This window comes from Natrinema halophilum, from assembly GCF_013402815.2.
Lineage (GTDB): Archaea > Halobacteriota > Halobacteria > Halobacteriales > Natrialbaceae > Natrinema > Natrinema halophilum.
On sequence record NZ_CP058601.1, the window covers coordinates 2,896,252 to 2,922,256 of the forward strand.

At 60.0% G+C, this 26,005-nt stretch carries 26 protein-coding genes and 2 pseudogenes; 11 read left to right on the top strand and 17 right to left on the bottom strand.

The genetic code is table 11. The annotated features are described in order from the left end of the window. Nucleotides 1-127: 127 nt before the first annotated feature. The 3 genes from HYG82_RS34705 to HYG82_RS34715 all read right to left on the bottom strand — a co-directional run bounded on the left by HYG82_RS34705 (nucleotide 128) and on the right by HYG82_RS34715 (nucleotide 2,918). Nucleotides 128-667, bottom strand: a complete 540-nt coding sequence (locus HYG82_RS34705) for a heme NO-binding domain-containing protein (RefSeq protein ID WP_179261793.1) — start codon at nucleotides 665-667, stop codon at nucleotides 128-130. Between the two features lie 374 nt (nucleotides 668-1,041). Further along, nucleotides 1,042-1,899: a ribose-phosphate diphosphokinase gene (locus HYG82_RS34710; protein ID WP_179261795.1), complete on the bottom strand. Its 858-nt coding sequence runs from the start codon at nucleotides 1,897-1,899 to the stop codon at nucleotides 1,042-1,044. Nucleotides 1,900-2,021: 122 nt separating this feature from the next. Then, a complete protein-coding gene (locus HYG82_RS34715; RefSeq protein WP_179261797.1) occupies nucleotides 2,022-2,918 on the bottom strand; it encodes an HVO_0234 family beta-propeller protein in 897 nt (298 codons plus the stop codon). A 94-nt stretch (nucleotides 2,919-3,012) separates the two neighbouring features. Between HYG82_RS34715 and glmM the strand changes: the two genes are divergently transcribed. The 5 genes from glmM to HYG82_RS34740 all read left to right on the top strand — a co-directional run bounded on the left by glmM (nucleotide 3,013) and on the right by HYG82_RS34740 (nucleotide 8,824). Next, nucleotides 3,013-4,389 (top strand): phosphoglucosamine mutase, encoded by a 1,377-nt coding sequence (gene glmM, locus HYG82_RS34720; RefSeq protein ID WP_179261799.1) that lies wholly within the window; start codon nucleotides 3,013-3,015, stop codon nucleotides 4,387-4,389. A gap of 407 nt (nucleotides 4,390-4,796) precedes the next feature. Further along, nucleotides 4,797-4,970: a DUF1059 domain-containing protein gene (locus HYG82_RS34725; protein WP_179261801.1), complete on the top strand. Its 174-nt coding sequence runs from the start codon at nucleotides 4,797-4,799 to the stop codon at nucleotides 4,968-4,970. Nucleotides 4,971-5,417: 447 nt separating this feature from the next. After that, nucleotides 5,418-5,888, top strand: coding sequence for an Lrp/AsnC family transcriptional regulator (locus HYG82_RS34730; protein WP_179261803.1), 471 nt, complete (start codon nucleotides 5,418-5,420; stop codon nucleotides 5,886-5,888). Between the two features lie 284 nt (nucleotides 5,889-6,172). After that, nucleotides 6,173-6,613, top strand: a complete 441-nt coding sequence (locus tag HYG82_RS34735; protein ID WP_179261804.1) for an NAD-binding protein — start codon at nucleotides 6,173-6,175, stop codon at nucleotides 6,611-6,613. A 3-nt stretch (nucleotides 6,614-6,616) separates the two neighbouring features. Continuing rightward, nucleotides 6,617-8,824, top strand: coding sequence for an amino acid permease (locus HYG82_RS34740; protein ID WP_179261806.1), 2,208 nt, complete (start codon nucleotides 6,617-6,619; stop codon nucleotides 8,822-8,824). Between the two features lie 194 nt (nucleotides 8,825-9,018). On the opposite strand, the pseudogene HYG82_RS34745 reads toward HYG82_RS34740, so the two are convergent. Then, nucleotides 9,019-9,321 (bottom strand): annotated as a pseudogene (locus HYG82_RS34745) (universal stress protein); the annotation flags it as partial. A gap of 148 nt (nucleotides 9,322-9,469) precedes the next feature. On the opposite strand from HYG82_RS34745, the gene HYG82_RS34750 reads away from it, so the two are divergent. Next, a complete protein-coding gene (locus HYG82_RS34750; protein WP_179261808.1) occupies nucleotides 9,470-10,330 on the top strand; it encodes a halocin C8-like domain-containing protein in 861 nt (286 codons plus the stop codon). Nucleotides 10,331-10,363: 33 nt separating this feature from the next. Here the strand turns inward: HYG82_RS34750 and HYG82_RS34755 are convergent, their stop codons facing one another. Continuing rightward, nucleotides 10,364-10,705 carry a hypothetical protein gene (locus HYG82_RS34755; protein ID WP_179261810.1) on the bottom strand — a complete coding sequence of 114 codons (342 nt, stop codon included), beginning with the start codon at nucleotides 10,703-10,705 and terminating at the stop codon, nucleotides 10,364-10,366. 156 nt (nucleotides 10,706-10,861) lie between these two features. On the opposite strand from HYG82_RS34755, the gene HYG82_RS34760 reads away from it, so the two are divergent. Together HYG82_RS34760 and HYG82_RS34765 are read left to right on the top strand one after the other, a co-directional pair. Next, nucleotides 10,862-11,311, top strand: coding sequence for a PH domain-containing protein (locus HYG82_RS34760; RefSeq protein WP_179261812.1), 450 nt, complete (start codon nucleotides 10,862-10,864; stop codon nucleotides 11,309-11,311). Next, nucleotides 11,308-12,777, top strand: a complete 1,470-nt coding sequence (locus tag HYG82_RS34765; RefSeq protein ID WP_179261814.1) for a PH domain-containing protein — start codon at nucleotides 11,308-11,310, stop codon at nucleotides 12,775-12,777. Before HYG82_RS34760 ends, HYG82_RS34765 begins: the two co-directional genes overlap by 4 nt. Before the next feature lie 172 nt (nucleotides 12,778-12,949). On the opposite strand, the gene HYG82_RS34770 is transcribed toward HYG82_RS34765, so the two are convergent. From HYG82_RS34770 to HYG82_RS34810, 9 genes and pseudogenes are all read right to left on the bottom strand, one after another. Then, nucleotides 12,950-14,128, bottom strand: coding sequence for a DUF7118 family protein (locus HYG82_RS34770; RefSeq protein WP_179261816.1), 1,179 nt, complete (start codon nucleotides 14,126-14,128; stop codon nucleotides 12,950-12,952). Between the two features lies 1 nt (nucleotide 14,129). Beyond that, complete coding sequence (gene hisI / locus HYG82_RS34775; RefSeq protein ID WP_179261818.1) at nucleotides 14,130-14,498, bottom strand: phosphoribosyl-AMP cyclohydrolase; 369 nt, start codon at nucleotides 14,496-14,498, stop codon at nucleotides 14,130-14,132. A 633-nt stretch (nucleotides 14,499-15,131) separates the two neighbouring features. Continuing rightward, the gene (locus tag HYG82_RS34780) at nucleotides 15,132-15,575 is read right to left on the bottom strand and encodes a hypothetical protein (RefSeq protein ID WP_179261820.1); all 444 of its coding nucleotides are present in this window, start codon (nucleotides 15,573-15,575) and stop codon (nucleotides 15,132-15,134) included. Nucleotides 15,576-15,591: 16 nt separating this feature from the next. Next, entirely contained in the window at nucleotides 15,592-16,077 is a 486-nt protein-coding gene (locus HYG82_RS34785) for a hypothetical protein (RefSeq protein ID WP_179261822.1), read from the bottom strand. Between the two features lie 336 nt (nucleotides 16,078-16,413). Then, nucleotides 16,414-16,787, bottom strand: a pseudogene (locus HYG82_RS44665) (zinc ribbon domain-containing protein). 6 nt (nucleotides 16,788-16,793) lie between these two features. Next, on the bottom strand, nucleotides 16,794-17,600 hold the full coding sequence (locus tag HYG82_RS34795) for a hypothetical protein (protein WP_235217703.1): 807 nt from the start codon (nucleotides 17,598-17,600) through the stop codon (nucleotides 16,794-16,796). A gap of 207 nt (nucleotides 17,601-17,807) precedes the next feature. Then, on the bottom strand, nucleotides 17,808-18,083 hold the full coding sequence (locus HYG82_RS34800; RefSeq protein WP_179261824.1) for a hypothetical protein: 276 nt from the start codon (nucleotides 18,081-18,083) through the stop codon (nucleotides 17,808-17,810). Between the two features lie 158 nt (nucleotides 18,084-18,241). Next, nucleotides 18,242-19,828 (bottom strand): phosphoglycerate dehydrogenase, encoded by a 1,587-nt coding sequence (serA, locus tag HYG82_RS34805; protein WP_179261826.1) that lies wholly within the window; start codon nucleotides 19,826-19,828, stop codon nucleotides 18,242-18,244. Nucleotides 19,829-19,898: 70 nt separating this feature from the next. Beyond that, entirely contained in the window at nucleotides 19,899-20,795 is an 897-nt protein-coding gene (locus HYG82_RS34810; protein ID WP_179261828.1) for a DMT family transporter, read from the bottom strand. A 206-nt stretch (nucleotides 20,796-21,001) separates the two neighbouring features. Here HYG82_RS34810 and HYG82_RS34815 point away from each other — a divergent pair, with 206 nt between their 5' ends. Then, a complete protein-coding gene (locus HYG82_RS34815; RefSeq protein ID WP_179261830.1) occupies nucleotides 21,002-21,457 on the top strand; it encodes a universal stress protein in 456 nt (151 codons plus the stop codon). Between the two features lie 23 nt (nucleotides 21,458-21,480). On the opposite strand, the gene HYG82_RS34820 is transcribed toward HYG82_RS34815, so the two are convergent. Next, entirely contained in the window at nucleotides 21,481-22,176 is a 696-nt protein-coding gene (locus tag HYG82_RS34820; protein ID WP_179261832.1) for a DUF7978 family protein, read from the bottom strand. Nucleotides 22,177-22,299: 123 nt separating this feature from the next. Between HYG82_RS34820 and serB the strand changes: the two genes are divergently transcribed. Beyond that, on the top strand, nucleotides 22,300-22,944 hold the full coding sequence (gene serB / locus HYG82_RS34825) for a phosphoserine phosphatase SerB (protein ID WP_179261834.1): 645 nt from the start codon (nucleotides 22,300-22,302) through the stop codon (nucleotides 22,942-22,944). 197 nt (nucleotides 22,945-23,141) lie between these two features. Continuing rightward, nucleotides 23,142-23,525, top strand: coding sequence for a hypothetical protein (locus HYG82_RS34830; protein WP_179264534.1), 384 nt, complete (start codon nucleotides 23,142-23,144; stop codon nucleotides 23,523-23,525). Nucleotides 23,526-23,750: 225 nt separating this feature from the next. On the opposite strand, the gene HYG82_RS34835 is transcribed toward HYG82_RS34830, so the two are convergent. Together HYG82_RS34835 and metX are read right to left on the bottom strand one after the other, a co-directional pair. Continuing rightward, a complete protein-coding gene (locus tag HYG82_RS34835; RefSeq protein ID WP_179261836.1) occupies nucleotides 23,751-24,521 on the bottom strand; it encodes a DUF7978 family protein in 771 nt (256 codons plus the stop codon). 134 nt (nucleotides 24,522-24,655) lie between these two features. Then, nucleotides 24,656-25,864 carry a homoserine O-acetyltransferase MetX gene (gene metX / locus HYG82_RS34840; protein WP_425495352.1) on the bottom strand — a complete coding sequence of 403 codons (1,209 nt, stop codon included), beginning with the start codon at nucleotides 25,862-25,864 and terminating at the stop codon, nucleotides 24,656-24,658. Nucleotides 25,865-26,005: the final 141 nt, after the last annotated feature.

Genomic DNA, 26,005 nt, shown 5'->3' on the forward strand with positions numbered 1-26,005 from the left:
CACGGCTTACTCTCATCGCCAATAACGTTCACGGCTCGCTCTCGACGGAGACCCGCTCGTCTACTGCCAGCAGGCCGATCGCGCGTTCAGTAGGCGCGTTTGACACACGAAGGTGTCTACGGCCGGGTCACTCGAGATCGATGCGGAACCGACACGCATCGGCACCGTGGTCGACGCAGGCTGTTTTCGTGACGGTCGCCTCCGTATCGTAGGCGCTGATGATTCCTTCGAGGATCCCGTGAGCCAGTCCGCAGTACTGCTGGTTTCGGTGCGTCTCGTACGAGACGACCGCGTAGTCACCGTTACGGGTACAGGTCAGCTCCGGAAGCGTCGCCTCTTCCGTCGCGACGTCGACGTCTTCGTACACGTCTTCGAACGAGTCGAGTAGTTCCGTCAGGTCCCAGTCGCGCCGCAGGTGGGCGCTGAACGTCGAAAGCAGTCGCGGGGCGAGCGACCGACCGAAATCGCGTTCGATCGCCTGCCTGTTCTGGGTTGCTATTCCCGTAAGCGTCTCGAGAACGGCGTCGATCTCTCCGTCATCGTAGTACGAAACGGGAAGGTATAGCTTGGGCTCGATTGCGGATCGTTCGATGACCGTGTCCCAGATATCGTCGCCGGTCCGTTCGATGACGTACTCCTTGAGGGATTTGTGGACGATTCCGTGCATCTGGCCCGTTCTCTCGCCACGTCGCTTCGTTCACACATCACCGCTTGCACGACGTGTTATCACCTACATCAGTGTCTGTCGCCTACTTAACCGTTTACAGGATTTCGAGCCGAATGCTCCGGAATTATCTTCAAACAGGTACAAATCCCTCCCTTCAGGGTGGCGATGGGGGCCGTATGCGTAACTGTCAATCTGAAGCCACAATAACTGTGCACGGAAACTGGCAGTTGATTCGGTGGTTGTCGAAACAAACCGTAAGCCGACCGCGGCGATTGTCGGAAAACAAGTAGGTAACTCGAAGCCCCGCCGTCGTCGGGCTCTGCCCGACCGCCTGAGGGATCGAAGGTTCCTCTCCGTTTACGGCGGGACGGACGTCACAGGTGTGCTGCGAGCGTCGGTGCGACCGAGACGGCGCTGACGCTCCGTTCTATCGTGTCCGTCCCGTAGATACCCTCGACACCTGCCTGCGAGAGCTTCGTGGTGGCGTTTCGAGCGAGCAGCGGGTGGACGCAGGTGATGAAGATCCGACCGACGTCTCGATTCTTCAAAACGGCCACCGCTTCGCTCATCGTCGATCCTGTCGCGATGATGTCGTCGACGATGACGACGTCGCGCTCCATTACGTTCACGTTGCTCGGCGCGATTTCGACTTCGGTGCCGGAATGACGGGTCTTCTCGAAGTAATCGATCTCGCCCGCACCGGCCGCATCACGAGCGGTTTCCGCGAGGTCGATTGCGCCCGAGTCTGGTGCGAGAAAGACCGGGTCCACGAGTTCTTCGGGTAACGGTTCGGCCAGTCGTCCCGCCGCATCGACCGCCGTCGCCGTCGGGTCGAAGAACTCACAGACGCCCTCCTCGTGGGGATTGACGGTTATCACTCGGTCCGTTCCGGTTGAAATTGCGCGGGCGACCGCGCGCGCAGACACGGGATGACCCGATTCGAACGCTTTGTCTTGCCGACCGTATCCCATGTATGGCAGCACAGTAACGATCTCGTCGACGCCGGCCTCGCGGACGGCGTCCTGGAGCTGGAGCACCTCGAGATGGGCATCGCTCGAGACGGTGGCAGCGACGATTATCGCTCTCTCTGGTCGAATCTCGTCGACGCCGGGGACGGCCGTGAGAAGCTCGCCGTCGGGAAAACGGTCGTATTCGACGGCGGCGAGCGGTTCCTCGAGTTCGCGCGCAAGCGCCGCGGCGAGAGCCTGCGACGCGGATCCGCTGACGATCATAGTCGGTGGGACAGCACGGGGATTAAACCAGTTTTCGTTCTCCCCGCCATCTGCCGCTGCTCCTCGGCTCGGTCTGTGCTCGTCTCGGTCGGCTCTGCCAGCCCGGTCGGGCCCGCCACCGTCTACGCCCGGACGACCATCGCGGGGATCGCTATCCCGGACACGTCGGTGACGCCCAACGTTCGCGCCCGCCAGCCGCCGTCGTCCGCTGACAGAAACGTTCCCCGCTCCGTAACCGCGTAGACGGCTTCGCCGTGCCCGAATCCGATGGCAACGATCCGGTCACTTCGGGTGGGCAAGTCCTCGCGGGCCGTCCACTCGCCTCCGGCCGCGTATTCGTAGATCGTTTCGTCCGAAACGGCAGCCGCGCGCTCGAGGCGACCGCGTCCGGAACGCGGATCCGCCGCGACGGTTTCGACGGTTCCAGTGAGCACTTCCATCCAACCGTTGCCCAACTTGTAGAGGCCATCTGCGGTGGCGGCCAGCGGGACGCCGGCGACGGAGATGTCGCGAACGTCCGTCAGGCCCGCATGATCCAGCCCGCCGTCGTGAACGCGGTAGATGCCGTCTGCGGTGCCGATGAGGTCGCCGTCGATCGCCCGGACGGTCGCGTCGAGATCGCTTTCCAGCGTCGTCCACTCGTCGCCGTCGGCTGTCCGGCGTGCGATACGGCCGTCGGGACCGGCCGCGAGCAAATCGCCACCGTCGTAGCCGACGGCGACTGCCGGGCCGAATGCCGTTTCGACGAACGTCTCGTCGCCCGCGACCGGCGCCGTATCGGACTCCTCGGCTTCGGCTCCGTCTTCGAGCCCGAACGCACGGACGTCTTCGTCGGTCGCGATAGCGACGCTGCCTCGAGTCGCCGCGACGTCCCGGGCCGTACAGCGCTCGCAGAGACCGAATTCTCCGACGCTGTCACCGGCGACGCGGACGCGGACGACGCCGACCGCGCTCGCAACGTAGGCGGTGAGCGCCCCCTGGCGGTCCCCGAAGACGCGCTTTTCCTCGATCGAGTCCATACGTGACCGTGGAGGGGCCGAACCGAAAACGTTCCGTCCGGCGCTGGAATGCGCTTCGGAATCCCTTTGGGGAATCCGGACAGACTAGGGAGTGATGCAAGTCTTCGGATCGAGTGGGACGCGGGGCGTCGCCAACGAGGAACTGACGCCCGCGTTCGTCCTGCGCGTCGCGAAAGCGGCCGGGACGACATGGGACGACGGCCGTGGTGGGAGTCGCGTCGCGATCGCCCGTGACACTCGCCATACCGGGCGCATGCTGGCCGACGCAGCCGCCAGCGGACTGGCGAGTACGGGTACCGACGTCGACCGACTCGGAATCGTCCCAACGCCGGGTGCACAGGCCTACGCCGAACGGGAAGGGGTTCCCGTCGTGGTCATCACGGCTTCGCACAACCCGCCGCAGTACAACGGCGTCAAGCTCATCGGCAGCGACGGCGTCGAACTGTCGACTTCGGCACTCGAGCGAATCGAAGAAACGCTGCTCGCCGAGTCGTTTACCGTCGCGTCCTGGGACGAAACGGGCCGCGTCCACGAAATCGAGGGTGCGGCGCGCAAATACGTCGACGAACTACTCGCAGCCGCCGACCGAAAGTCGATCGCCGACGCCGATCTCACCGTCGCTCTCGATCCGGGCCACGGCGCGGGATCGCTGACCAGTCCCCGCTTCTTTCGCAAACTCGGTTGTCGCGTCGTCACCGTTAACAGTCAGCCCGACGGCCACTTCCCCGGCCGCGATCCCGAGCCCGTCCCCGGGAACCTCGCCGACCTGGGCCGACTCGTCCGCGCAACCGACGCCGACGTCGGCATCGCCCACGACGGCGACGCCGACCGCGCCATCTTCTTCGACGAAAACGGCGAGTACGTCGAGGGCGACGCCACCCTCGCCGCGCTCGCCGCCGCCGAACTCGAGGCCGGCGACACCACCGTCTCCGCGGTCAACGTCTCCCAGCGACTCGTCGATGTCGTCACCGATGTCGGTGCCGAACTCGAGTTGACCCCGATCGGATCGACCAACATCATTACGCGCATCCAGGAACTCGAGGACAAGGGCGAACGGGTACCGATCGCGGGCGAGGGCAACGGCGGGGTCTTCTTCCCGAGTTATCGACTCTCGCGCGACGGCGCCTACACAGCGGCGAGCTTCCTCGAGTTGATCGCGGAGCGCCCGGTCAGCGAGATCGTCGCTCCCTTCGACGGATACGTCAACGTTCGGCGCAACATCGAGTACGAGTCGACGGCCGAACGCGACGCGATGCTCGACGCGGCGGCCAACCAGGCCCAGACCGCCGAGGCGGAACTCAACACCCGCGATGGCTACCGACTGGATTACGGCGATGCGTGGGTCCTCGCCCGCCCCTCCGGAACCGAACCGCTCGTCCGAATCTACGCCGAAGCCCGAGACGGCGACCGCGCCGAGGAACTCGCCGACGACATGTACGAAGCGCTGGCCGCGGCGAAAGCCGACGCCTGATTCGATCTTCTGTTTCGATTCGTCGCAGCCGTCCGAAGTTCGATGTTCCGGGTCGCGCCGTCGCCGCCACAGGTTCCTCACACCGAATCTCGCCGTTCGTATCGGAACGGCGACTCGAGCGACCGAGTGCAGTGCGATCGGACCGAATAGTTCGTCGGAGACACCGGAAATCGGATACCGTGGACGGACGGCATCCGTATCGACCGCGTCGTGTCTATCGATGTGTGACCTTCGGGGGCACTGTGGTCAGCCGCCTGACTGGACCGCGAGAACGAGTCTCCGTCTGAATTGTAACTAGTTTCCGACGAAAATGAATAAGTAATATACTGTGGTAGGTTCAGTGGTGCTTGGTAACAATAATCATACTACCGAGCACTCGTGAAACTCACGACACGGGGGAGAAAACCATGGCAGACGCGCACAAACTCGATTGCGAATCGGTATCGGATACGTGCCGGTTTATCGTCCAATCGGAAGACGAAGAAGAGGCGGTTGAATTGGCTCGAAATCACATGAAAGAGGTTCACGACCAGGAGTACTCGGACGACGAACTCCGGGAGGAACACCTGCAAGTCGTCTGACGATCCGAGGAGTTACTGGTCTCGTTTTCTCTTTTCCGAATTATCTAATTTCGCTGCCATCCGGTTTTCTGGGTGATGCTGGCCAAACGTTCGCGCTCGCGTATCGCAGAGCCAAAATAGCCGGCCCCTTCTCCGGGTCCGTCCGCCCCTGTGGCTGTCCGGTTCTCCCCGGCACCGTACAGTGCGGCCGCGAGTACCGCCTCGCCGCTCGAGTTTCGGTGATCGATCGGAGTTCCGCCCGGATGCGACCGAGCCACGGATTCGGCAACCCGATCGTCGAACCACCACACAGTAGCCACGGTCACCCGTCGGAACTTCGGACCACAGACGGAATTCGAGGCCCGATCCTCGAGATGGAACGGCGATATACGATTCGGTCGACGTATTTCCGCGGGAGAGACCCTCGTTTGTGGAAAGTTACTTTCACCGGCACGAATACGTGTCCGTATGAGCGACGGTTCGATTGACGATCTCGATAGGCGAATCGTACACAGTCTCCAACAGGACGCTCGTAACACCTCGGCGAGCGAGATTGCAAAGCAAGCCGGCGTTTCGGCCAGCACGGTCCGCAATCGGATCCACAATCTGGAGCAGGCAGGCGTTTTGACCGGCTACCGACCCGAAGTGAACTACGAGGCAGCCAGCTATCAGCTTCACACGCTGATCGTCTGCACCGCGTCTATTCCCGATCGAGAAGCGCTCGCACAGCAGGCCCTCGACGTCCCGGGTGTCGTCGCTGTCAGAGAAATCATGACAGGGACCGAGAACGTCCACGTCGAAGCGGTCGGGTCGGACGGGGACGACTTGAGCAGGATCGGCCGCGATCTCGACGAGATCGGTCTCGAAGTCGTCGACGAGGACCTCATCCGGAACGAGTACGAGTGTGCGTTTCACGGGTTCAGCGTCGAGGACGTGTAGACGTCCGCTTTTTCGCCATATAGATCCGAAGCCTGGCCGTCGCATCGTGTCCATTACAGTGGGTGCAACGCCAGGGCCGATATAATTCCAGTCGCTGTTTTCGCAGAATTATATGTGGTAAATTCACGATACCGAAATTAAACCGGTTAGTTTATGCGGACCCAGGTCGCCCGTTCACATAGAGACCACTATGGAGATGGAATTCACCTCCGCGGCACGGCTCGCTTCGATCAGCAGCTCAGGCTCTTTAACGCACGTTTTGTGCCATGTTTTCGCGAGGGACCATGGCTGATTCACGGATAGCGTCCAACGGACATATCGATCTAGCCCCCCGTCGAATTCATGTCGTCGGCGACGACGGCGTCGGGGTGTTCCTCGCCTCAGAACTATCTACGTACGTGCATACGTCGTTTGTCGGCGTCGACGAGACAGCAACGGCGAGTGCAGCGCGTGCTGGACTCGAAACGAGCCAGATCGACGTCACCGATCTGCGATCGTTCGCGTTCGCTACTTTCTCGGACGGGGACACCGTGATCGTTGCCTCAAGCGTCGATGCTCGAAACTTCCTCTTGGCACAGACGATCAAAATGACAACTGGTGTCGACGAAATCATCGTTCGTCTCGCTAATCCACACAACGCAAGCGCGTTCGAAGAGATCGACGTCGAAACCGTCTGTATCGCTTCGATGCTAACTACGGAAGTTCTCGATCGCCTCACGAGCTAATCTATGCCAAAAGAACTGGAACGCGACCTCGGACTGTTCGCGGTAGTCGCTATCAGTATCGGCGCGATGATCGGGAGTGGAATCTTTATACTTCCGGGTCTGGCGCTGAAGACGGCTGGACCGGCGGTTATTCTGGCATACCTGCTCGCGGGTGTCCTCGTCTTGCCAGCCGCCCTGAGCAAATCCGAGATGGCGACGGCGATGCCGGAGGCCGGTGGGACGTACATCTACATCGAGCGCGGGATGGGACCACTGCTCGGCACGATCGCCGGCGTCGGAACGTGGTTTTCCCTCTCGTTTAAAGGCGCATTGGCGCTGGTCGGCGGCGTCCCCTATCTGTTGTATCTGTTCGACCTGCCGGTGAAGCCGATCGCACTTGCACTGGCCGCGGTTCTCGTAGTCGTCAATCTCGTCGGCGCGAAACAGACGGGGCGTCTTCAGATTGCCATCGTCGCCGTGATGCTCGCTGCCATGGTGTGGTTCGTCGTGGGTGGGCTTTCGTCGACGAGTGGCGCCAGCTATGACGGGTTTTTCGAGAAGGGATCGGGTGGTCTCCTCGCCGCGACCGGGCTCGTATTCGTCTCGTACGCGGGTGTGACCAAGATAGCGAGCGTCGCCGAGGAAATCGAGAATCCGGACCGAAACATTCCGCTCGGGATTCTCGGCTCGCTCGCCTTCACGACCCTTCTGTACGTCCTGATCGTCGTGGTAATGGTCGGTGTGACACCTCCGGATCTATTGAGCGACTCCGCAGTGCCGATGATCCACGCGGCCGAGGCGACGCTCGCCTGGCCCGGTGTAATCGCTGTCATCGTCGCTGCCGTGCTCGCACTCGTCAGTACGGCCAACGCGGGTATCCTATCGTCGTCTCGCTATCCGTTTGCGATGGCTCGTGACAACCTTGCGCCGCCGTCGTTGACGGCAATCCACGAAAAGTGGGGAACACCGGTTCAGGCGATTACACTCACCGGTGCCGTTATGTTCCTGCTCATCGCGTTCGTTCCGATCCTCCAGATCGCAAAACTCGCGAGCGCGTTCCAGATCATCGTGTTTGCGCTCGTCAACGGTGCCGTCATCGCGTTTCGCGAAGGAAATGCCGACGGATACGATCCATCCTTTCGGTCCCCACTGTATCCGTGGACGCAGATCGTCGGAATCTTCGGCGGATTCCTTCTGATTGGATATATGGGGTTGATCCCGCTCGTCGGCGCCGCCGTTATCATCGCGGGATCGGCACTCTGGTATGCCTACTACGCTCGCAGCCGAGTCCAGCGAGAAGGTGCCGCGACGGACGTGTTCCGCCGCACTGTCGGCCGCAAGGCCGTCGAACAGACGAGGTCTACCTTCGAGATGGGTGACGGATACGAGGTGCTCGTTGCGATTACAGAGGAAACGAGCGAACAGCGAGAGCGCTCGCTACTGCGGATCGCAGCCGATATCGCCCGCGACAATGACGGCTGTGTCAGCGTCATCCAGTTCGACGAGGTTCCCGACCAGGTGTCGCTCCAGCAGGCATCTGAAACGCAATCGCCGGCGGACATCGAATTCGAGGCGCGAACGGAGCCTCTTACCGAGGAGTTCGACGTGCCGGTCAACTACGGAGAAATCGTCAGTCACGACACGAAGCGAGCGATCGTCAACTTCGCCGAACACGAGGATGCGGACTTCCTCCTGCTCGAGCGGAGTGGCGATCCACTGTACGCCCCAATATTCGGGACGCCTATCGAGTGGGTCACCCGGAACTCGCCGTGTGATGTCTTGCTGATCGAGGACCGCCACGTCGACCGGATCGACTCCGTGACGGTCGTCACGGATCGGGGGCCGTTCGATCCCCAGAAGATCACCGTCGCAAACGCGCTGGCGAGTGAAGCCGGGGCGACCATCGAACTCCTGTACCCGCTCGCGACATCTGCGACCGGAACCCAACGGAACACGCTAGACGAGTATCTCGCCGAACTCGAGTCACTCTGCTCGGTCCCGGTGGACCGGTCGATCATCGAGACGGACGATCCCGATCGGGAGTTCGTTTCGAAGGCCGATTCCGACGACGTCCTCATCATCGGGACGGACGGTGGGCGAGTATGGGGGAACCTGTTCGGCCGTCCGGCGGACAAGATCGTCGACAGCGTCGATTGCACGGCGATTCAGGTCAATCCGAATCGCCGCACGTCCGGCCCGCTCAGGCGGTTCGTCGAACGGCTCGTGTTTTAACCCAGCACGCGGTCGTAACGCATCCGGCTCACTGGTGGTTTTCGGGTAAGATTCGGTCAGTATTCCCGGAAGACGGCACGTTCGCTGGAGGTTCCGCCAGCGTAACGGATACCGGCGGGTAGCCCTGCACTGCCAGCCTCGTCAGTCCCGACCATTTCGGGCGTCGTCAAGACGAGATCCTCTCCCGGCCGCGGTCAGAGGACGATCGTCACCGGGACTGACGCCCGCCGCGTAACTCCTTCCGCGACGCTACCCAGCAGCATCCGCGAGACGCCTGCCTTGCCTTCGCCCCCCATTACGATCGCGTCGACACCCGCATCCGACGCGTACTCGAGGATCGAATCCGCCGTTCCAGCCCCTTCGACGACGGTTGTCTCGACCTGTCGATCGTACTCGTCGGCTACCCATCGAACGTCGGCGAAGAACTCAGGTTCTGGATCTGCGGCCGCTACACTGCCATAGCTCGCCTCGAGGTCGCTGATCACGGAGAGGAGCGTCCCAAACCCAGATCCCTCCTGTTGAATCGCTTCCGGGCCAGTTTAGGGAGAATATCGGAACGGAATATAGACCGCCGGCAGAATTTTCTACGGCGTTAACTAGTGGAAACTTTTAATAATAATAGCCTGGAATTATCAGCTGCCGACAATGGCTGAGAAAAATAAAAACGACGGATTCAGCAGAAGAAGTGTACTGCGAAAGACCGCTGCGAGCGCGGCCACAGTGACGCTCGCTTCGGCCGCAAACACCGCCTCTGCAGAGCAGGGAACTCCCGATTTCGAGGTCGTAAATCAAACTGAACTCTCAGACGACCGGGTGCAGACCGAATTTGGTCACCTATTGGAGTCGTCTGCGGTCCAGAATCTCGATCGGGCGATCCAGGCGGAATCGGACGTCGAGGTAGCCGGACGGTTCGGGATCCAGTTCGAAACTGACGATCCTGAAATAAACAAAACGGACCCGGTGATCCTCTTTGGCGGATACCGGCCTGACCAACCCGGGCGGGAGGCCGCTGGGATGTTGGTTTCGATCGTTGTCGATACGACCCCAGACGAGGAAACGAGCACGAGAGAGCCAATGATGGCGTTCGGACGGACGATCGACTCACCGAACGAAAAGCGGGTGTCGGTGAGTTCGCATTCGGCGGGCGACTTCGAACTAAAGACGATCACCGCTGATGAACAGGGAACTGCGTCGGTGGTTCAGCGCGAACCGGTTCGAAATCCGGTTGCCGACGGCTCATCGGATGCCGACGGTGGCGTGACTACGCAGGACTGGCGAGACGCACTCGGCTGTGGTGCGTGCACTGCCATCGTCGGGACGCTCTGTGACGGTGCCACCGGCTCCGTTTCCCGGTATGCGTGTCTGGAAGCCTGCGCACCCTTCCTCGGAAGCGTGTGGGGATACGGTGCCTGTGGCGGCGCATGCTTCGTGATCGTTGATGCGATCAATAACTACGGCTGTGCGGTCGGTGCCGGGACTATCTGTGCCGGAATCGACGTCTGTTAATCCGCGAAAAGAGTGTCTGGGGGGTGGGATTTCTTACTCGTCGACAATGCGCACGCCTAGTAACCCACCGCCGACGAGCCCCAGATAAAGTACGTTTGTGAATGCGTTGGCGCCCATCCAGACGAGGTAGCACCCATAGCCACCGCCAATGACGAGAAGGATGGACGCTATCATGGGAGTCGCCTGCTGTCTCCATTGATATGCTTCGCTCACTCCATACGTTAGTATCGCAGCCTGAACAAGAATTTGAAGGCCGAATTCCGCCTGTTCACTCCCAACAAGCAGTGACCCGAGTACGAGCGCGACTATGACGATTCCAAAGCCTATCTTCACGGTTGATTTCGTGCTCGTCATCAATCCATCTGCCATTTCCATCAGATATATTTATCCCGCCTCGGTTATTAAAACATAGTGTGATCGACTGCGAACAGTTTGCCGATCGGTGTCGAGTCCCTGAAATGGTTCCTATGACGGCGTTAGAGAAAATATCCACCGGAACGAATCTGGCTTCGAGCGGAAACCGTCCTGACCATGCAACTACGGTTCGATGGTACTATGGTCGGGTTGAATAGGCGCATCGTATTCGTCTGGACTGTGTATCTCCTCGTCATTTCTGCCATCATGTATGGTTCGCTGCGCGTCCTGCAATCGTCCGTGACCTCGATTTCAGCGACCGTGACTATCGTCGTCCCCGGAGTCAGTTTCGTCATCGGACTCGCCTATCTAATGCTTCAGTATCGATCCTGGGACGTCATGATGCAAGACGAGGAACTCCGCCTTCAACGTGGCGTCCTCCGGACGAAACAGACGTTTATTCCCTACAAGCAGATACAGCATATTGACGTGGAAGCACGACCGCTCGAGCGGGTGTTCGGACTGTCCCGTCTCGTCGTCTACACGGCCGGTACACCGCGTTCGGACCTGGTGGTCCCCGGACTCGACTCGAGCGATGCGCTCGTGCTTCAGGAGAAGTTGTCATGAAGGAACGGACGATACCCGACGGCTCGAGGCTCCACGTCAGGTCGATCGTTTGCCGTGCGATGGACGACATGAGTCGATCAGTCGTCCTGGTAACGGGCGTCTTGTTCGTGTACCAGGACGGGGTTCGCAATCTTCGTTATCTGCTTCCGTTCGTCCTCCTGTACTTTCTCGCAGCAGCGCTGTGGGAGAGTCTCTACTGGTATCGATTCACCTACCGCGTGACGGACGAAGACGAGATAAGCATCCGCTCCGGCGTGCTTCGGCGTCGTCACCGCACGGTTCCATTCGGTCGGATCGAGCACGTACGGCTGCTCGAATCCCCCGCGAGCCGTCTGTTCGGCGTTACCGGCGTCCACTGCGAGACCGCCGGAACGCGAGATAAAAGCGAAGTCAAACTCCGATACGTCTCTCCGGAGACGGCGAGCCGGCTGCGGAAAACGCTCGAGTCGAGCCGTCTCGATCGGCCACACGAGTCTCGTTCGGACGAAACGCGGTTATACGACCTCTCGGCGCGCCAGTTAGCGGCGTACAGCCTGCTCAGAATCCATTACGCCCCGGTGATCTTCGCGGTCGGAACCGTCGTTTCGATTGCGGTCCTTCCGTTCGAGGCGACGGCCTCGCTCGATGCGCTGGTCGTTACGTCCGTCCGGTCTGCGCTTCCCGCCGGCTTTGGACTATCGAAGTGGGGAGTATTGATCGTTCTCGCGATCATCGCTGGCTGGGTCGTCGGTGCCGCCCGGACGGCAATTAGACTGTATGGATTTCAACTCACGCGCGATGACGGCACGCTGTACCGACGTCACGGACTCCTCACTCGAGTCGAAGAAGAGATCCCGATCGACAACGTCCAGATCGTCCGGTGTAGTGACAACCCGCTCGTTCGAGCCTTCGGGCAGACGGAACTCGAAATCCAGACGGCGGGTGGAAGCGAGATCATGCCGTTCGACTCGAAGACGACGCTCGTTCCGTTAGCGCCTCGCGCAGACGCCGAGGAAATCGCACGACTGATCCTCCCCTTTGACCTCGACGATGCGGCGACCATCCCGAAATCCGCACGGAAGCGATACGTTGTCCGGTATCTGCTGGTCGTGGTGCTCGCTCTCTCTGCGACAGTCTTCGGTCGGGATTATGCCGCTGCGCTCGCATCGATCCCGCTTGCTGCGTACGCTATTCCGATGTTAATGGTACCAGTCGCGGCACACGTTCGCTGGTCCAGTATCTCGTATACCTTCGGAACAGACCATCTTCGGATTTGTAACGGGTTCTGGCGACGGCGGGAGTACATCCTGCCCTACCGAAACGTACAGCGGTACACCGTCTCACAGACTATACTGCAGCGCCGTCACGATCTCTCGACGCTGCGGATCGAAACGGCCGCATTTCCGCTTTCGATCGGTGCGAGTGTCCCCGACATGGATACTGAAACCGCGATAGGATTCGGTGATCGATTGCGCAGGCACCTGTAACCAACGATCAGCCGTCGCCTGACAGCCGGAGCACCGCTGTCGATGTGACACAGCCGCGATCACGAGTCGAGTGATTAGAGACATTCGTTCCCGAATCGAACGACTGGACGTCGAGCAAGCGGCCAGAAACTCGGCGTGTGGCTATTCCGAGACGGAACCGACGTGAGCCGAGTTACTCGAGATAATCGTTCTCGAGCGCGTCCTCGAGGCGCTCCCGTTCGCGTCGGAGATCCTCGAGTTCGGCTTCGACACGGCCGTCGGTCAACCGCTCGCGCTCGGCGGCCGTAAGCTGATCGACGGCCTGGGCTGCGGTCTGGAGGCGGTCGTAGTCGGTGTCGGTCGTGAGCAGTCGAACGTCGCGCAGTGCCGCGACGGTGTCCTCGTCGGCGACGCGGTCGACGAACGGGCGATACTCCCGCGCACGGCAGCGGAGCGCGCCGGCCGGTTCCGGCGGCCAGTCGATCGTCAGCGGCTCGGGTCCGATGCCGTCGAGATAGGTCCGCTGGGTTGCGACGTTGCGCTTGAGTTCGTCCGCGCTGTCGACGTAGTGGGAGAGCTTCGACCGGGAATACTCGGCGTACTCGAGCAGTTCCGGAATCGTGTAGTCGCCGGCCGGATCGGTCCGAACGTAGCGCTCGAGATCGTCGGGCGGCCGTTCGTAGTTCACGAACGGGTACCATCGACTCCGCTCGAGCAAGTCGAATACCTCGCGTGTGGAGGCCTCGTGGCGGTACGATTCGAACGCGTCGCGGATCGCATCGTTGTAGGTCTCGACGGGGTCCCGGAGCCGTTCGACCGGCGCGTCCAGGTCGGCCGTCGCCAGTTCGAGCAGCCGTTCGCGCTCGCCGATCTCGTCGTCGATCGTCCGCAGACGTTTGTTCGCGTCCGTCCGCGCATCCGCCAGTTCCTCGCGGGCGGCCTCGCGCTCGTCGAGCAGTTCCGAGAACGTCGCTGCGGGCTCGAGAGCGTCGTGGGCCCGCTCGAAGTCGGATTCGCTGAGTCGCCGCTTGTCGATCGCGTCGAGTGCGTCCTCGAACGCCTCGTGCTCGATGAGATCGTCGGATAGGTTCGAGACGAGCGTATCGAACCGCCCTTCGAGTTCGACGTACGCCTGAAAGTTCTCTCGGCCGGTCCCGGTCGCGCGGTCGACGTACTCGTCCAGCAGGTTCGTCGCGTCGTGGTAAGCCGTGGCAACCTCCTCAACGGACTCGTTGCCGTACTCCGCGATCCGTCGTTCGACCGTCTCGAGGCGTTGCCGGGCGGCCTCGAGCGACTCGAGCGGGGTCGGTTCGTCGTCGCTCCCGGTACCGCCATTGGAGCCGACGTCCGACGGGTGGGCGCGCTCGCTCATCCTATTCGTAGACGGTGTCGGGGTCGAACACCTGTTCGCCGACGGTCTCGCCGTCGACTGTCCGATAGAAACACGACCGGTGGCCGGTGTGACACGCTCCGCCTTCCTGATCGACGAGGTAGAGGAGCGTGTCGGCGTCGCAGTCGACTCGGACCTCCTCGACCGTCTGCACGTGGCCGCTCGTCGCTCCTTTCTCCCAGAGCTCGTCCCGACTCCGGGAGTAGTAGTGGGCCCGCCCGGTCTCGCGCGTTTGCTCGAGCGCCTCCGGGGAGACGTACGCGAGCATCAGCACCTCGCCGGTTCCGGCGTCCTGTGCCACGGCGGGGACGAGTCCGTCCTCGCCGAAGTCGACCGAAACGTCGTCGTCCATACTCGAGGTGATGTTCGTCCGAGCGATAGGTCTTTTGCCGCGAACGAATCGCCGATGTCGAACTATCGGGTCCGAGTTTCCGCTGGTGACTCCCGCCCGCTCGTTTCAGGTGTCCGATGCGAGGTTGGTTCCGTTTCGTGGCGTTGTCGATCGATCCGGGTCGAACTGTCGGAAATTCGCGAAAGCAATTCGCACTTTTCGGCTATAATATCTGTTTCCTTGATAGCTCTCTCTGATAACTTTCCTACTGAGAATCTGTCTGGCAAAAGGCACTCCATAGACAAATCACACCTATTCACTGCTTTCATTCCTGAGAATCAGATACAAGGATATCCCGAGAATGCCTGGAACAATATTGATCAACAGCAAAACCAGGATAATTAAAGAGGTCACTAACGGTCTGTTTATATTTCTTTTTCTCGCGTCGATATAGATGGCTGTTGCTAGTAATACTGCCAATACAAGCAAGATGGCAATTTCTATCGGTCCCAATGGTATGTTTAACCCGGCCATTATTGGTGGATTTGTTCTAATATACTAAAATCCTTATTATATAAACTATCTACAGTTATATACAAAATCATCTTTTGAATATAACACTCGAAACTAGATCAGATGATCCTGAAACGTTTGTCAAGTCTCTATTCCGGAATCAATGGTCCAGGAATCTGTATCACTACCTCCATCTCTCCCGAGAAGTTTTGAATATGGATATCCATCGTAGGCTGATACACCAATCACCGGCGCAAAATGTTCCATATGGCCCTGTATATACGAAATATACCTCTCTTGAAATATATTGTCTTGAGGACCAGTCTTTCCAACCCGGTCAATTTTCTCCCATTCATCAACTTTACCATCATAAGACATGAAGTATGTAGTGTGTTTTGGGCTGTGTTTGTTTCGAGTGTTATAAATTCTTCCTCCTTTGTTATCTATCCTCCAATCCCAATAGATTTTATGCTGCCATCTAAATGTAGTTGAGCCTAAAAGGCTGTTTTCTTCAACTATATTTGCATAGCTATCACTTCCTCTGCGTGCTGCAGTTCTAACAGTCTGTGATCTGTTTGTTGTCACACTATCTTTCCATAGATCATTTTTTTTGATAAAGAGCGAGCGATTCTTGGTTATCTTCGTTTATGAGTTGTTCCACATTATCTCTGTTCCATTTTAGAGAGCCAATCGTATTATTATCGTTCACATCTCTTCGATTGCTTTGTGTCCTCATTCTTGATGTGGCAATTTTGTTACTTCTAACCATCTCAATTGGGTCCAATGATTCCAACTGATTGCGGCGGCCAGAAGCACGAATTTCATATATTACAGTTTCAGCGGGCCTGTTGAATATCATTATTGCATTCTGTTCTTTTTCTGAGAGATTTTCCTCAAGTTCCTCACGTTCGTCTTCTTCACACTCCCGGTATTGCCTTATGAAATCATATACTTCTTCAAACCTATATGGGTTAAAATTGCGATAATCTTTGTTTTCGGCCATAACTTTCCCAGATAGTGAGGTGAAAGCGGTCATAACTGATGCCAAGGTAATAATAGCACCTCTTCGAGTAATTCTATCCATCATACTATGAAGTAGATTAAACATGGTAATAAGCTTTGCTTTTGAATACAATATTAAAATCAATTATTTATATTATGGGTAAAAATGTGAATACATCTCACAAAGGGTCCCCGATACTTAAAAAATTCAATAGTTGTTGCGTTTAGTTACAATGTCTAACCGAACTCGAGGTTCTAATGAGAACGTGATCAAGAGATACCGATTGGTAAGAAAACAGTGTCTCAACCACAGATAGACAAACCGGTACGTAAACTACCCTACCCTATTTCGCTCGGGGGCAATGGCCCCACTCGCTCGTTGAGGGTAGGGCTTTCGCGTGGACTCCCGTTCTACGCCGCATCAGCGGCGGGAAGGTCGTACTCTCCACTCACGTTCAGCGTCCCGCGATTCAAGCGCACGTCTACAGGTTCGCCTCCGTCGTCTGCGTTTTGCCGACGTCGGGGATACTGAAAATCGATGTTCTTTGCCGTCGCAAAGTCGCTGCACGACTTTGGTGCCTGTCGGATGTAATCCGATGACCGCGTTGTAGTCGGCGTGGTTCTGGTAGCCGCAATCCTGACACTCGAAGTCCTCGCCGCGGCGGTTGTCATCGTGGGTAAACCCACAGTCGAACACCGTTTCGACGTGTTCCGTGGGTCAACTTGGACGGCTTCGACGCCCTGCTCTCCGGCTTTATATACGACGTACTGATAAAGACGACGGAACGCCCACAGATGGTGTCACGAGGCTTCTGGCACGTTCTCACGAATGTCGGTCAGGTTCCCGAACACGATATGCGCACAGGTGTGAGTGAGAGCTTCGGCCACGATTTCGTTGGCGACACGATGCAGGAATATCTCGAAGCGACAGTCCGCTTTGCGCTCTACGCCTGCTATCGCGTCGTGTTCGGCCCGCGTCCCGCACTGCTGGAGGTCGCCACGCTGCTTCTCGTACTCTCGCTTCCAGGGGTTAAACTCGTCTGCCGACCAGAACCGTCCGGTCGATGCGACTGCGAGTTGATTCACACCGAGGACTGTTCTGTGCTCGGTGGTGGAATTGGTGTCGCCGTCCTCTTTGAGCATCGACGCATGAAGATACCAGTCACCATCACGTCGGTGGAGTGTCGCCCGCCGAAACTCGTAGTCCTCGTTGGCGACGTACTTCGTCGGCGATTTTTCGACGTCGTCGGGAAGAATGTACTCGCACTCGATACGTCCGTTCACGGTTGATAGCGAACCGTGGTTGCGGTGGAACGTGGCGCTTCGCTTGTCGTAGACGACGGTATCAGCCGTGAACGTCGGACGAGACGTATCTTGGCCGTTCTTGAGGCGTTCGACGCCGCTCTTGACTGATTCGACGGCTTGGCGAATCCCCTTCTGGATGAGATTCGCGGTCAACTTCGTGTTCTCACGTAGCTGGTCGTACAGGCCGCGTTCGGCCTTGGCTTTCGATGTGACGTGGTAGCCGTCGTCTCCGTGCCAGCACCACTCGCTCGCGGTGTTGGCACAGTATTTATCAGAATGAGTGTGTGGCAGATCGTCCGACAATCCGTTACTGCCCGGTTAGCGTTATATCGCTGCGACCGGTGATCTGCGAATCGCACTCGAGGAGATCGCTTCTTTGCAAGCGGGTAGTTCTCCATTCTCTCGACTCGCTGGTTGGCATCGCGAGCAAGTGAGCGATCAGCGTACGCTGAGCGAATTCAAACGGAAGATCCGGTTTCGAGGACGGTCGTGCCACGGTGGGACCAGCGGCTACGACTCTCGCCCGTTCCACCTCCAACTCGCGAGAGCGACGAGCGCGACGGCGAGTACGACGAAGCCGATCGCAACGCCAATCGTGATAGCGGTGGTCGTCGACGCCGCGATCTGTCCCGACGCCAGCATGAGGCCCACTACCAGCAGCAATAGGCCGAACATCGAGGCGATCGCGAGGCCGATCCCCTCGCGGACCATCCATCTCGTTTCTGCGGCGTCCTCGCGAGCGCTCGAGGTCGGCTGGTGTTCCGGGCCGCGGTATGGATTTGTCATCTCCTTCCTCACCGCCTGAACGGAGTCTATCTACCAGCATAAACGGCGTTTGTGGCGATATGGACTCTCCGGTTCGCGGGTAGGCTTCGACAGAAGGGGTTCAGTAATCGACTCGAAGCGAACTCGACTCCTGCATCGATATCGTTGTTCGAGAGCAGTCAGCCCTGGCCGTTCAGCGTAATGTCGCTGACGCCGATGATCCGTGAGTCTTCCTCGAGTTCTGTTTTGGCCGCCGCGGGGACGTCATTGTCGACGTTGTAGACGGTCAGCGCTTCGCCGCCGATGGCCTCGCGGGCGTTGAACATGCCGGCGATGTTGACGCCGTGGTCGCCCATGACGGTACCGATCAGGCCGATGACGCCGGGTTCGTCGGTATTCCGCGTGATGACCATCCGGCCGTGGGGGATGGCGTCGACGCGGTAGCCGTCGATGCGGACGATCCGCGGATCGTCACCTGCAAAGAGGGTTCCGTCGACCGACACTTGGTCATCGTCGTTGCTGACGGTGACGGTGATCAGGCTCTGGAAGTCCTCGGCCTGTCGGGTTTTGGACTCGGTGACGTCGACGCCGCGGTCCTCTGCAATCTGGGGCGCGTTGACCGCGTTGACCTGCCACTCGAGCGGTTCGAAGACGCCCTTGAGTGCCGAGGCGGTGACGAATTCGACGTCCTCGCTTGCGATGTCGCCCTCGTAGGTGACCTCGATGTCCTCGATTCGGCCGTCGAGCAACTGGGCTGCGACCTTGCCGGCGGTATCCGCGAGTTCGATGTACGGTTCGACTCGGGGGAACGCGCTCTCGTCGATCGAGGGGGCGTTCAGCGCATTGGCGACTGGTTCCCCGACCAGTGCAGCGTTGACCTGTTTGGCTGTCGACGTGGCGACGTTCTCCTGTGCGGCCTCCGTCGAGGCCCCGAGGTGGGGCGTGACGATGATGTCGTCGTGCTCGAGCAGCGGCGAGTCAGCCGAGAGCGGTTCCTCGGCGAATACGTCCAGTGCCGCGCCGGCAACCGTGCCGTCGTCGACCTTGGCGGCCAGCGCGTCCTCGTCGACGACGCCACCCCGAGCGCAGTTGATCAGGTAGCCGTTTCCGAGCAGTTCGAGTTCGTCCTCGCTGATCAGCCCCTCCGTCTCCGGCGTCAGCGGAGTGTGGACGGTCAGGAAATCGGCCCGCTCGAGGCTCGCCTCGAGGTCTACGAGCTCGGCACCGATGCGCTGGGCACGTTCCTCGCTGATGTAGGGGTCGTAGGCGACGATGTCCATTCCCAGCGAGTCGAGTTTTTTGGAAACTTCCTGGCCGACGCGGCCGAGGCCGACGACGCCCAACGTCTTCCCGTCGAGCTCGGCACCGAGATAGTCGCTTTTCGCCCATTCGCCGTTCTTCAGGCGGATGTGTGCCTGCGGGATCGAGCGGGCGGCCGCAAACGTCATCGCGACGGTGTGCTCGGCGGCGGCGCGAACGTTCCCCTCCGGGGCGTTGGCGACGATGACGCCGTGGTCCGTCGCAGCGTCGATGTCGATGTTGTCGACGCCGATCCCCGCTCGTCCGACGATAACCAATTCTTCGGCGGCCTCGAGGACCTCGTCGGTAACTTCGGTACCGGAGCGAACGATCAATCCGTTCGCGTCCGAGACCGCCTCGAGGAGGTCGTCGCCCTCGAGTTCGTAGCCCGTTTCGACCTCGTGGCCGGCGTCTCTGAGTACGTCAAGACCCGCATCCGCGATCGGATCCGTGACGAGAACCTTCATGCGAGAGACAACCGGGCGAAGCAGGTAAACCCTTCCGTTGTGGCCGGGGCCGGCAAAAAATACCGCAATTTCAGCTCGTAATCAGGATCGCGCCACTGACGATCAGCACTGCACCGCCGACGACTCCTTTCGTCACCCGCTCGAGGTCGCGCAGGAGGATTGCGGCGAAGAGTAGCGTAAACAGCGGTGCGGTTGCGACGAGCGGATCGACGATGGCGATCCGGCCGCTTTCGAGACCGAGTGCGGCCATCAGCGAAAGCATTGCGGCAGTCGTCAGAAGGCCGCTACCGGCGAAGTACCGATACGACGCCCGGGGCCTCTCGAGCGCGTCGCGGCCGCCGCGAGCGAGGACGTACGCGACCAGTACGATCAGCCCAGCCGTCTCGTTGAGGGCGACCGCCTCAAGCGCGGACAGCGGTGTCTGGAGCATGCCGTACCGACGGCTGACGTTCGCGATCGCAAAGGTGGCTGCAGCGGCGATCGGCCAGCAGAGGTCGCGCGGTTCCCACCCATCGAGATCGCCGCCCTTCGAGACCGCAAGCAGGGCGAGGCCCGCCACGAGGACGGCGATGCCGGCGCCAGTTATCGGGCCCAGCGGCTCGCCGAGCCAGCCGAGTGCGATCACCGTTGCGAAAAGCGGGCGAGAACTGAGGATTGCGTTGTTGAGACTCGCTCCGACTTTGTCGACGCCGACGAAGATGGTGACTCGCCCGAGCGCGGTGCCGACGACACCCGCGAATGCGAAGATTAAGAGAATTTCGGGAGTCAGTCCTGCGAACGCCGAGCGGCCGTACAATACCGCGATGGCCAGCCAGTAGAGCGTGGAATCGACGATCACGACGACTAGCGATGCCTGAAGGGCACTGCCGCCCGCGTTCATTCCGCGCTTGTCGAAGACTGGGGTGAACCCCCAGAGGATGGCCGGTACCAACGCGAGCACGATGACTTCGTGGACCGAACTCGTCATCGGTTCGGCCCCGTCGCTGATCGGTGATCGACGTTCGATCGCACAGTGGAACCGTTCTGAGTACCCCGGCGAGAGTGTTGCGATATCGCTCCACCGTGCACCGTACGCGTTAGCCGTCCGAGACTGCGATCCGCCGGTCTTGATGCCGTTCCCACAGCGCGAAAATAGCCGATTCGGATTTTGCCCCCGACTACGTATGGGTACCCATGCACGATCGAATCTTGTTGCCGACCGATGCGGAAGCGGGGACCGAGCACGCGATCGAACACGCGATCGCAGTCGCCGAGGATGCCGGCGCGGAGTTGCACCTGCTCTACGTCGTCGACAGCGACGTCTATAGTTCGTACAGCGGCGACGAGTACGTCCACGAGTTCGAGGGACTCGAGGCCGCCCTCGAGCAGGTCGGCGAGGATGCCCTCGCCTCGGCGGCCGAGGCGGCCCAGGAGGCGGGGATCGAGACTACGACGGTCGTCCAGCACGGGTCGCCCCACGAGCGGATCCTCGCCTACGCCGACGAGGCGGACGTCGATCTGCTCGTCATGGGATCGAAGGAACGCCCCGGCGAGTACCGCCAGTTGCTCGGGAGCGTCACCGACCGCGTCGCTCGCCTCGCCTCGCGGCCGGTCACGATCGTCAAGACTCCGGTCGAGGGAAGCGAATAGGGGGATCGGCTCGAGCGCCGAACTCACCGTTTGGCTGCCCGTATCTGCGGAAGAGCGGCCACGGTGGCTCCGATCGCGACGAACACGAGTGCGGTGGTACCGACCGAGACGACCGTCCCGAGATCGGTCGCAGCGGCAATCGTCGCCCCTCCCTCGGTGGTACTGGATGCCTGCTCTGGCGTCCACTGGGCGGTCATCGCGAGTCCAATCAGCAGGATGATGTAGCTCATGACCAGGGAACCGAGCGCGAATCCGACCTCCCGGCGCGTCTCGAGGCGAACGTGTCGGACGAGAAGGTAACCGGCGGTAAGCAACACGACGACAGGGACGAGGGCCGTCACGTGGCTGGTCAGTCCACGACCCAATCCGAACGCGCCCTGTATCGTCTCTTCGCCCTGTTCGATCGTCACTCCGTGGTTTCCCAGTGTCATTAGTCCCGTCACCACCCAGCGACTTGGCTTGTTCTCCGGTCCGTTGAACAACCCCCCTGCGACCATCGCCCCGACGAAATTGTAAAGCACTGTGAAGACGACGACGAAAGCGCTGACACCCGAGACGGTCCCGGCTTTCCAGGGCTGGACGACTAGTCGCGTTCGCTCGCGTTGGTTCGTGTCGTCCGGATCGCCATCGACACCGTCTTCGCTATCACTGTCGTCGGTTTCTTGCTCGTTCGTGAGGGAGGGGCCCTTCTCGTATTCGAATCGTCGCTCAGACGACATGTGCCCGTTATCGGTGGCGATCCGATAATATGTTTCGGTCGGTACGAACTCGAAACCATCCTGCGGGTGGACGGAGGATAGAAACCTGAACAGGTTTATCCGGGGACCGACAATCGTGGGGCAATGACAGTCGTCGCTTTCGACTTCGACGGGACGCTTTCCGACTCCGAAATGACCGTGTTGCTTGGGGACCGCCGCGACGTCGCCGCGGACATGGCAGACATTACCGAGCGCGCAATGAACGACGAAATCGGCTACGCTGAGAGCCTGCGCAAGCGCGCAGCCCTGCTCGAGGGGCTTCCCCAGGCCGAAGCCGAGGCCGCATTCGACGATGTCGTCCTCCGGGAGGGGGCCGCCGATCTCATCGCGGAACTGAACGACGCCGGCGTCACGACCGCTATCCTTACCGGTGGCTTCGAACGCGGTGTTGCTGCCGCCCTGGAGCGCGAGGACGTTTCCGTCGATCACATCGTCTCGAACCGACTCCCGATGAAGGCAGGTGAACTAACCGGCGCAGTCGAGGGACCGCTGATCGACGGCACCAAAGACGACGCGCTCGAAGACCTCGCCGACGACGTGAGCGTCGACCTCGCCGAGACCATCGCCATCGGTGACGGGGCGAACGACCTGCCGATGCTCGAGGTTGCCGGCCTGGCGATCGGCTTCGAACCGAAACCAGCAGTCGAACCCCACTGTGACGTCGTCGTCACGTCGATGTCCGAAGCCCGCGAGACGCTGCTCGCGGAAACCGCAATCCTCGAGGGCTGATTGGGGCTCGTACACAGCGTGTATACTCCCGTAATTTCGCGTTACTGTTCCGAAACACTCGATACCACCTCAAAGCACCCGCGCTCGCTTTCGTTTCCGTCGCGATTCGCAAGTGGTCCCCATCGGCGATTGTCAGTACTAAGAACTGATTGTAGCACCAATGGAGTTATTAACTCGTGACCGAGTAAGTAACTATGATGATGTGGCAAGACCTCGTATTCATGCTCGGAAGTGGCCTCTCGATCATTTTTCTCGCGCCGACGCTGAGCGACACCAGTGCGCGAGTCCCGCTTGGAACGAGCCTTCCGTCGATGGGGATCGGCTTCGTTTACGCGACGACGTTTTTCACGCTCGGGATGGATTTCTCGGCACTGGGTGCGTTCGCCGCCGGTTCGATGTGGTCTCTCATCGCCCTGTTCCGCTCGCCTTGTGGGGCTTCGATGAAACTCTTCGCCCGCGAAAATCTCGCCCTGTTCGTCTCTGACCTGCAGTACTGGATCGATCGTCGGCGCTCCGAGCGCTCGCACGCCGATTATTTCGTCTCGTTCGATGACCCTCGCGGCCAGGGAAACGGCCGTTAGGGCCGTCTCGCCTCGTGTTCACGCGACCTGAGACGTCGTTCGAGTATCGGAGAGCACTATCCGTCCGTTCTAGAGTTCGCAGTCGCGATTGCGCCGGTGGTACCGAATCGACGTCGTCGGCGGTGGCTGGTGAGTTCCGTTCGAGTCTCGGTGACGCGACGAACGTCGATCGGATCGGCGAATAAAAACGGTGTCCGAGCGAACTGCTCGCTCGTTCGGCGGCACTTACCGTTCGTTTACCTTGGCAACCGCGGTGTCGATGACGTCTTCGCCCTGGGCGATGATTGCCCCCAGAACCGCGAACAGAGCGGGGAAAATGATCCCGGCAAAGAGGATAGCCTCGTTGAGCGACGGTTTGAACGTGAGGTTGGAGACGACCTCACCGCTGTTGTTGAAGAACGTGTCTCCCGTGAGCGGAGCGACGCTATTGACGACGCTCGAAATGAGTTGCGGGTCGGAGTATTCGTGAGTCATCACGAACGCAGCAAGTGCGGCGAAGACGATATACGGTGGGACGATTGTCAAACCGGCTTTCACCGCTTCGACCGGCCCCTCGGCATCCGTGTACCGTGCGACGCCGTAGCCGAGCCCGACAAGCGTCCCAACCGTCACGATGAACAGGATTGTGTCCGCGAGTACGAAGGGAGCGGAACCGTTTGCGAGCGCGGCGACGTTGTTCGGAGCGGAACCGAGCGCGGCCCGTTCACCACCCGCCTCGAAACTGACGCCGAACGTTCCGAGGAAACTCCAGCCCGCTGCGACCCACGAGCTCACCAGGTCCGTCACGACCGTCGAACCGTCGTCAGTGTACGATACCGGCGTCGTTTGACCGGCCTGTGCGACCGTCAAATAGAGATGAGTCAAATACGTTATAACTACCCCGACAATCCCGAATACGGCACCCTCTTTGAGCGGCAAATCACTTCCGGCGTCCCGTGATATCTGCTGTTGGCCTGCCGATTCCTCCTCGTAGTCCAGTTGCTTCCCATCTGACATCACTAATACATCAAAGAGCGGAATATTATATTTTTCGGCATAGTTCATCAACCTGTCAATATAAAATGGTGTCAGAACGGCTCAGGCACCGCTAAAACGACCGGGAAGCTTCCAGAATTAATTATTACGACAAATCACTCCGAAAACAGGCTCGTGTGGACTGGGGCGAACTCCCCCGAATCGTCGGCTTCGCGCATTGTATCGGTAATGGCACGGCCGCTGAGACCGTCCTCGAGCAGGTCCGAGAGCGGCGGTCCGACCTTCTCCGGTTCGACGAGGAAGGCGTCGTGTCCGTGGTCGGATTCGATCACGTGGTGGGCCACGTCGACGCCAGCCTCCCGACAGGATTCTGCCAGTGCCTCGGATTGCTCTACGGTGAAGTGCCAGTCCCCGGTAAACGAGAGGAGCAGGAGCTCGCCCTCGAACGCCGCTATCGCGTCCGCGTCGGACTCGTAGCTCGCCGATAGATCGAAGTCGTCCATCGCGCGGGTCATGTAGAGGTAGCTATTCGCGTCGAACCGATCGGTAAACTTGTCGGCCTGATAATCGAGGTAGGATTCGACTTCACGATACGGGAAGAATGCGGCAGCGGCGTCCGGCGGCTCCTCGCGGACCGCCTCTCGGCCCGCCGAACGGCGGCCGAACTTGCGGGCCATCGAAGCCTTCGAGAGGTACATGATGTGCCCGATCTGGCGGGCTCGAGCCAGTCCGTCTTCGGGTTCCTCGCCGCCGTAGTAGTGGCCACCGTTCCAGTTCGGATCGGACGTGATCGCCCGTCGGGCGACGGTATCGAGCGCGAGACACTGCGCGTCGAGTCGAGCGGCGGCGGCGACCGCGCCGGCTCGTTCGACGTCGTCCGGGAACCGTCGCAGCCAGTCGAGGACGTTCATTCCGCCGACGCTGCCGCCGATAACGGCGTGAATCCGTCCGACGCCGAGTGCGTCCAGTAACTCGCGCTGGGCGCGCGTCCAGTCGCCGACCGTGACCGGCGGGAAGTCGGTGCCGTAGGGCTCACCCGTTTCGGGGTTCTCACTTGCGGGTCCGGTCGTCCCGTAACACGACCCCGGCGCGTTCGCACAGACGACGTAGTACTCCGTCGTATCGATCGCTTTCCCGGGGCCGACGACGTCACCCCACCAGGCGCGGGCCTGGCCGGCAGTCTCACCGCTGGCGTCCGGCCGGCGGGCAACGTGGGCGCTGCCGGTCAGCGCGTGACAGACGAGTACCGCATTATCTCCGGTAAAGTCGCCGTAAGTTTCGTAGGCCACCTCGAGCGAGGGGATCGATTCCCCGGACTCGAACTGGAACTCGCCGAGGTCGACCGTGTCTTTGGTCGTACTCACGTCGGCCACCTCGTCGGCGTCTTTCGGAGACACTGCCGGCGGGTCGGCTCAGTCTCCGTTCGGTCGCGTATCATGTATGTGGTGCATATTACCGGACGATCTAATAACTCGCAGTTACGGCAAGATTCGCTTCTTCGCGAT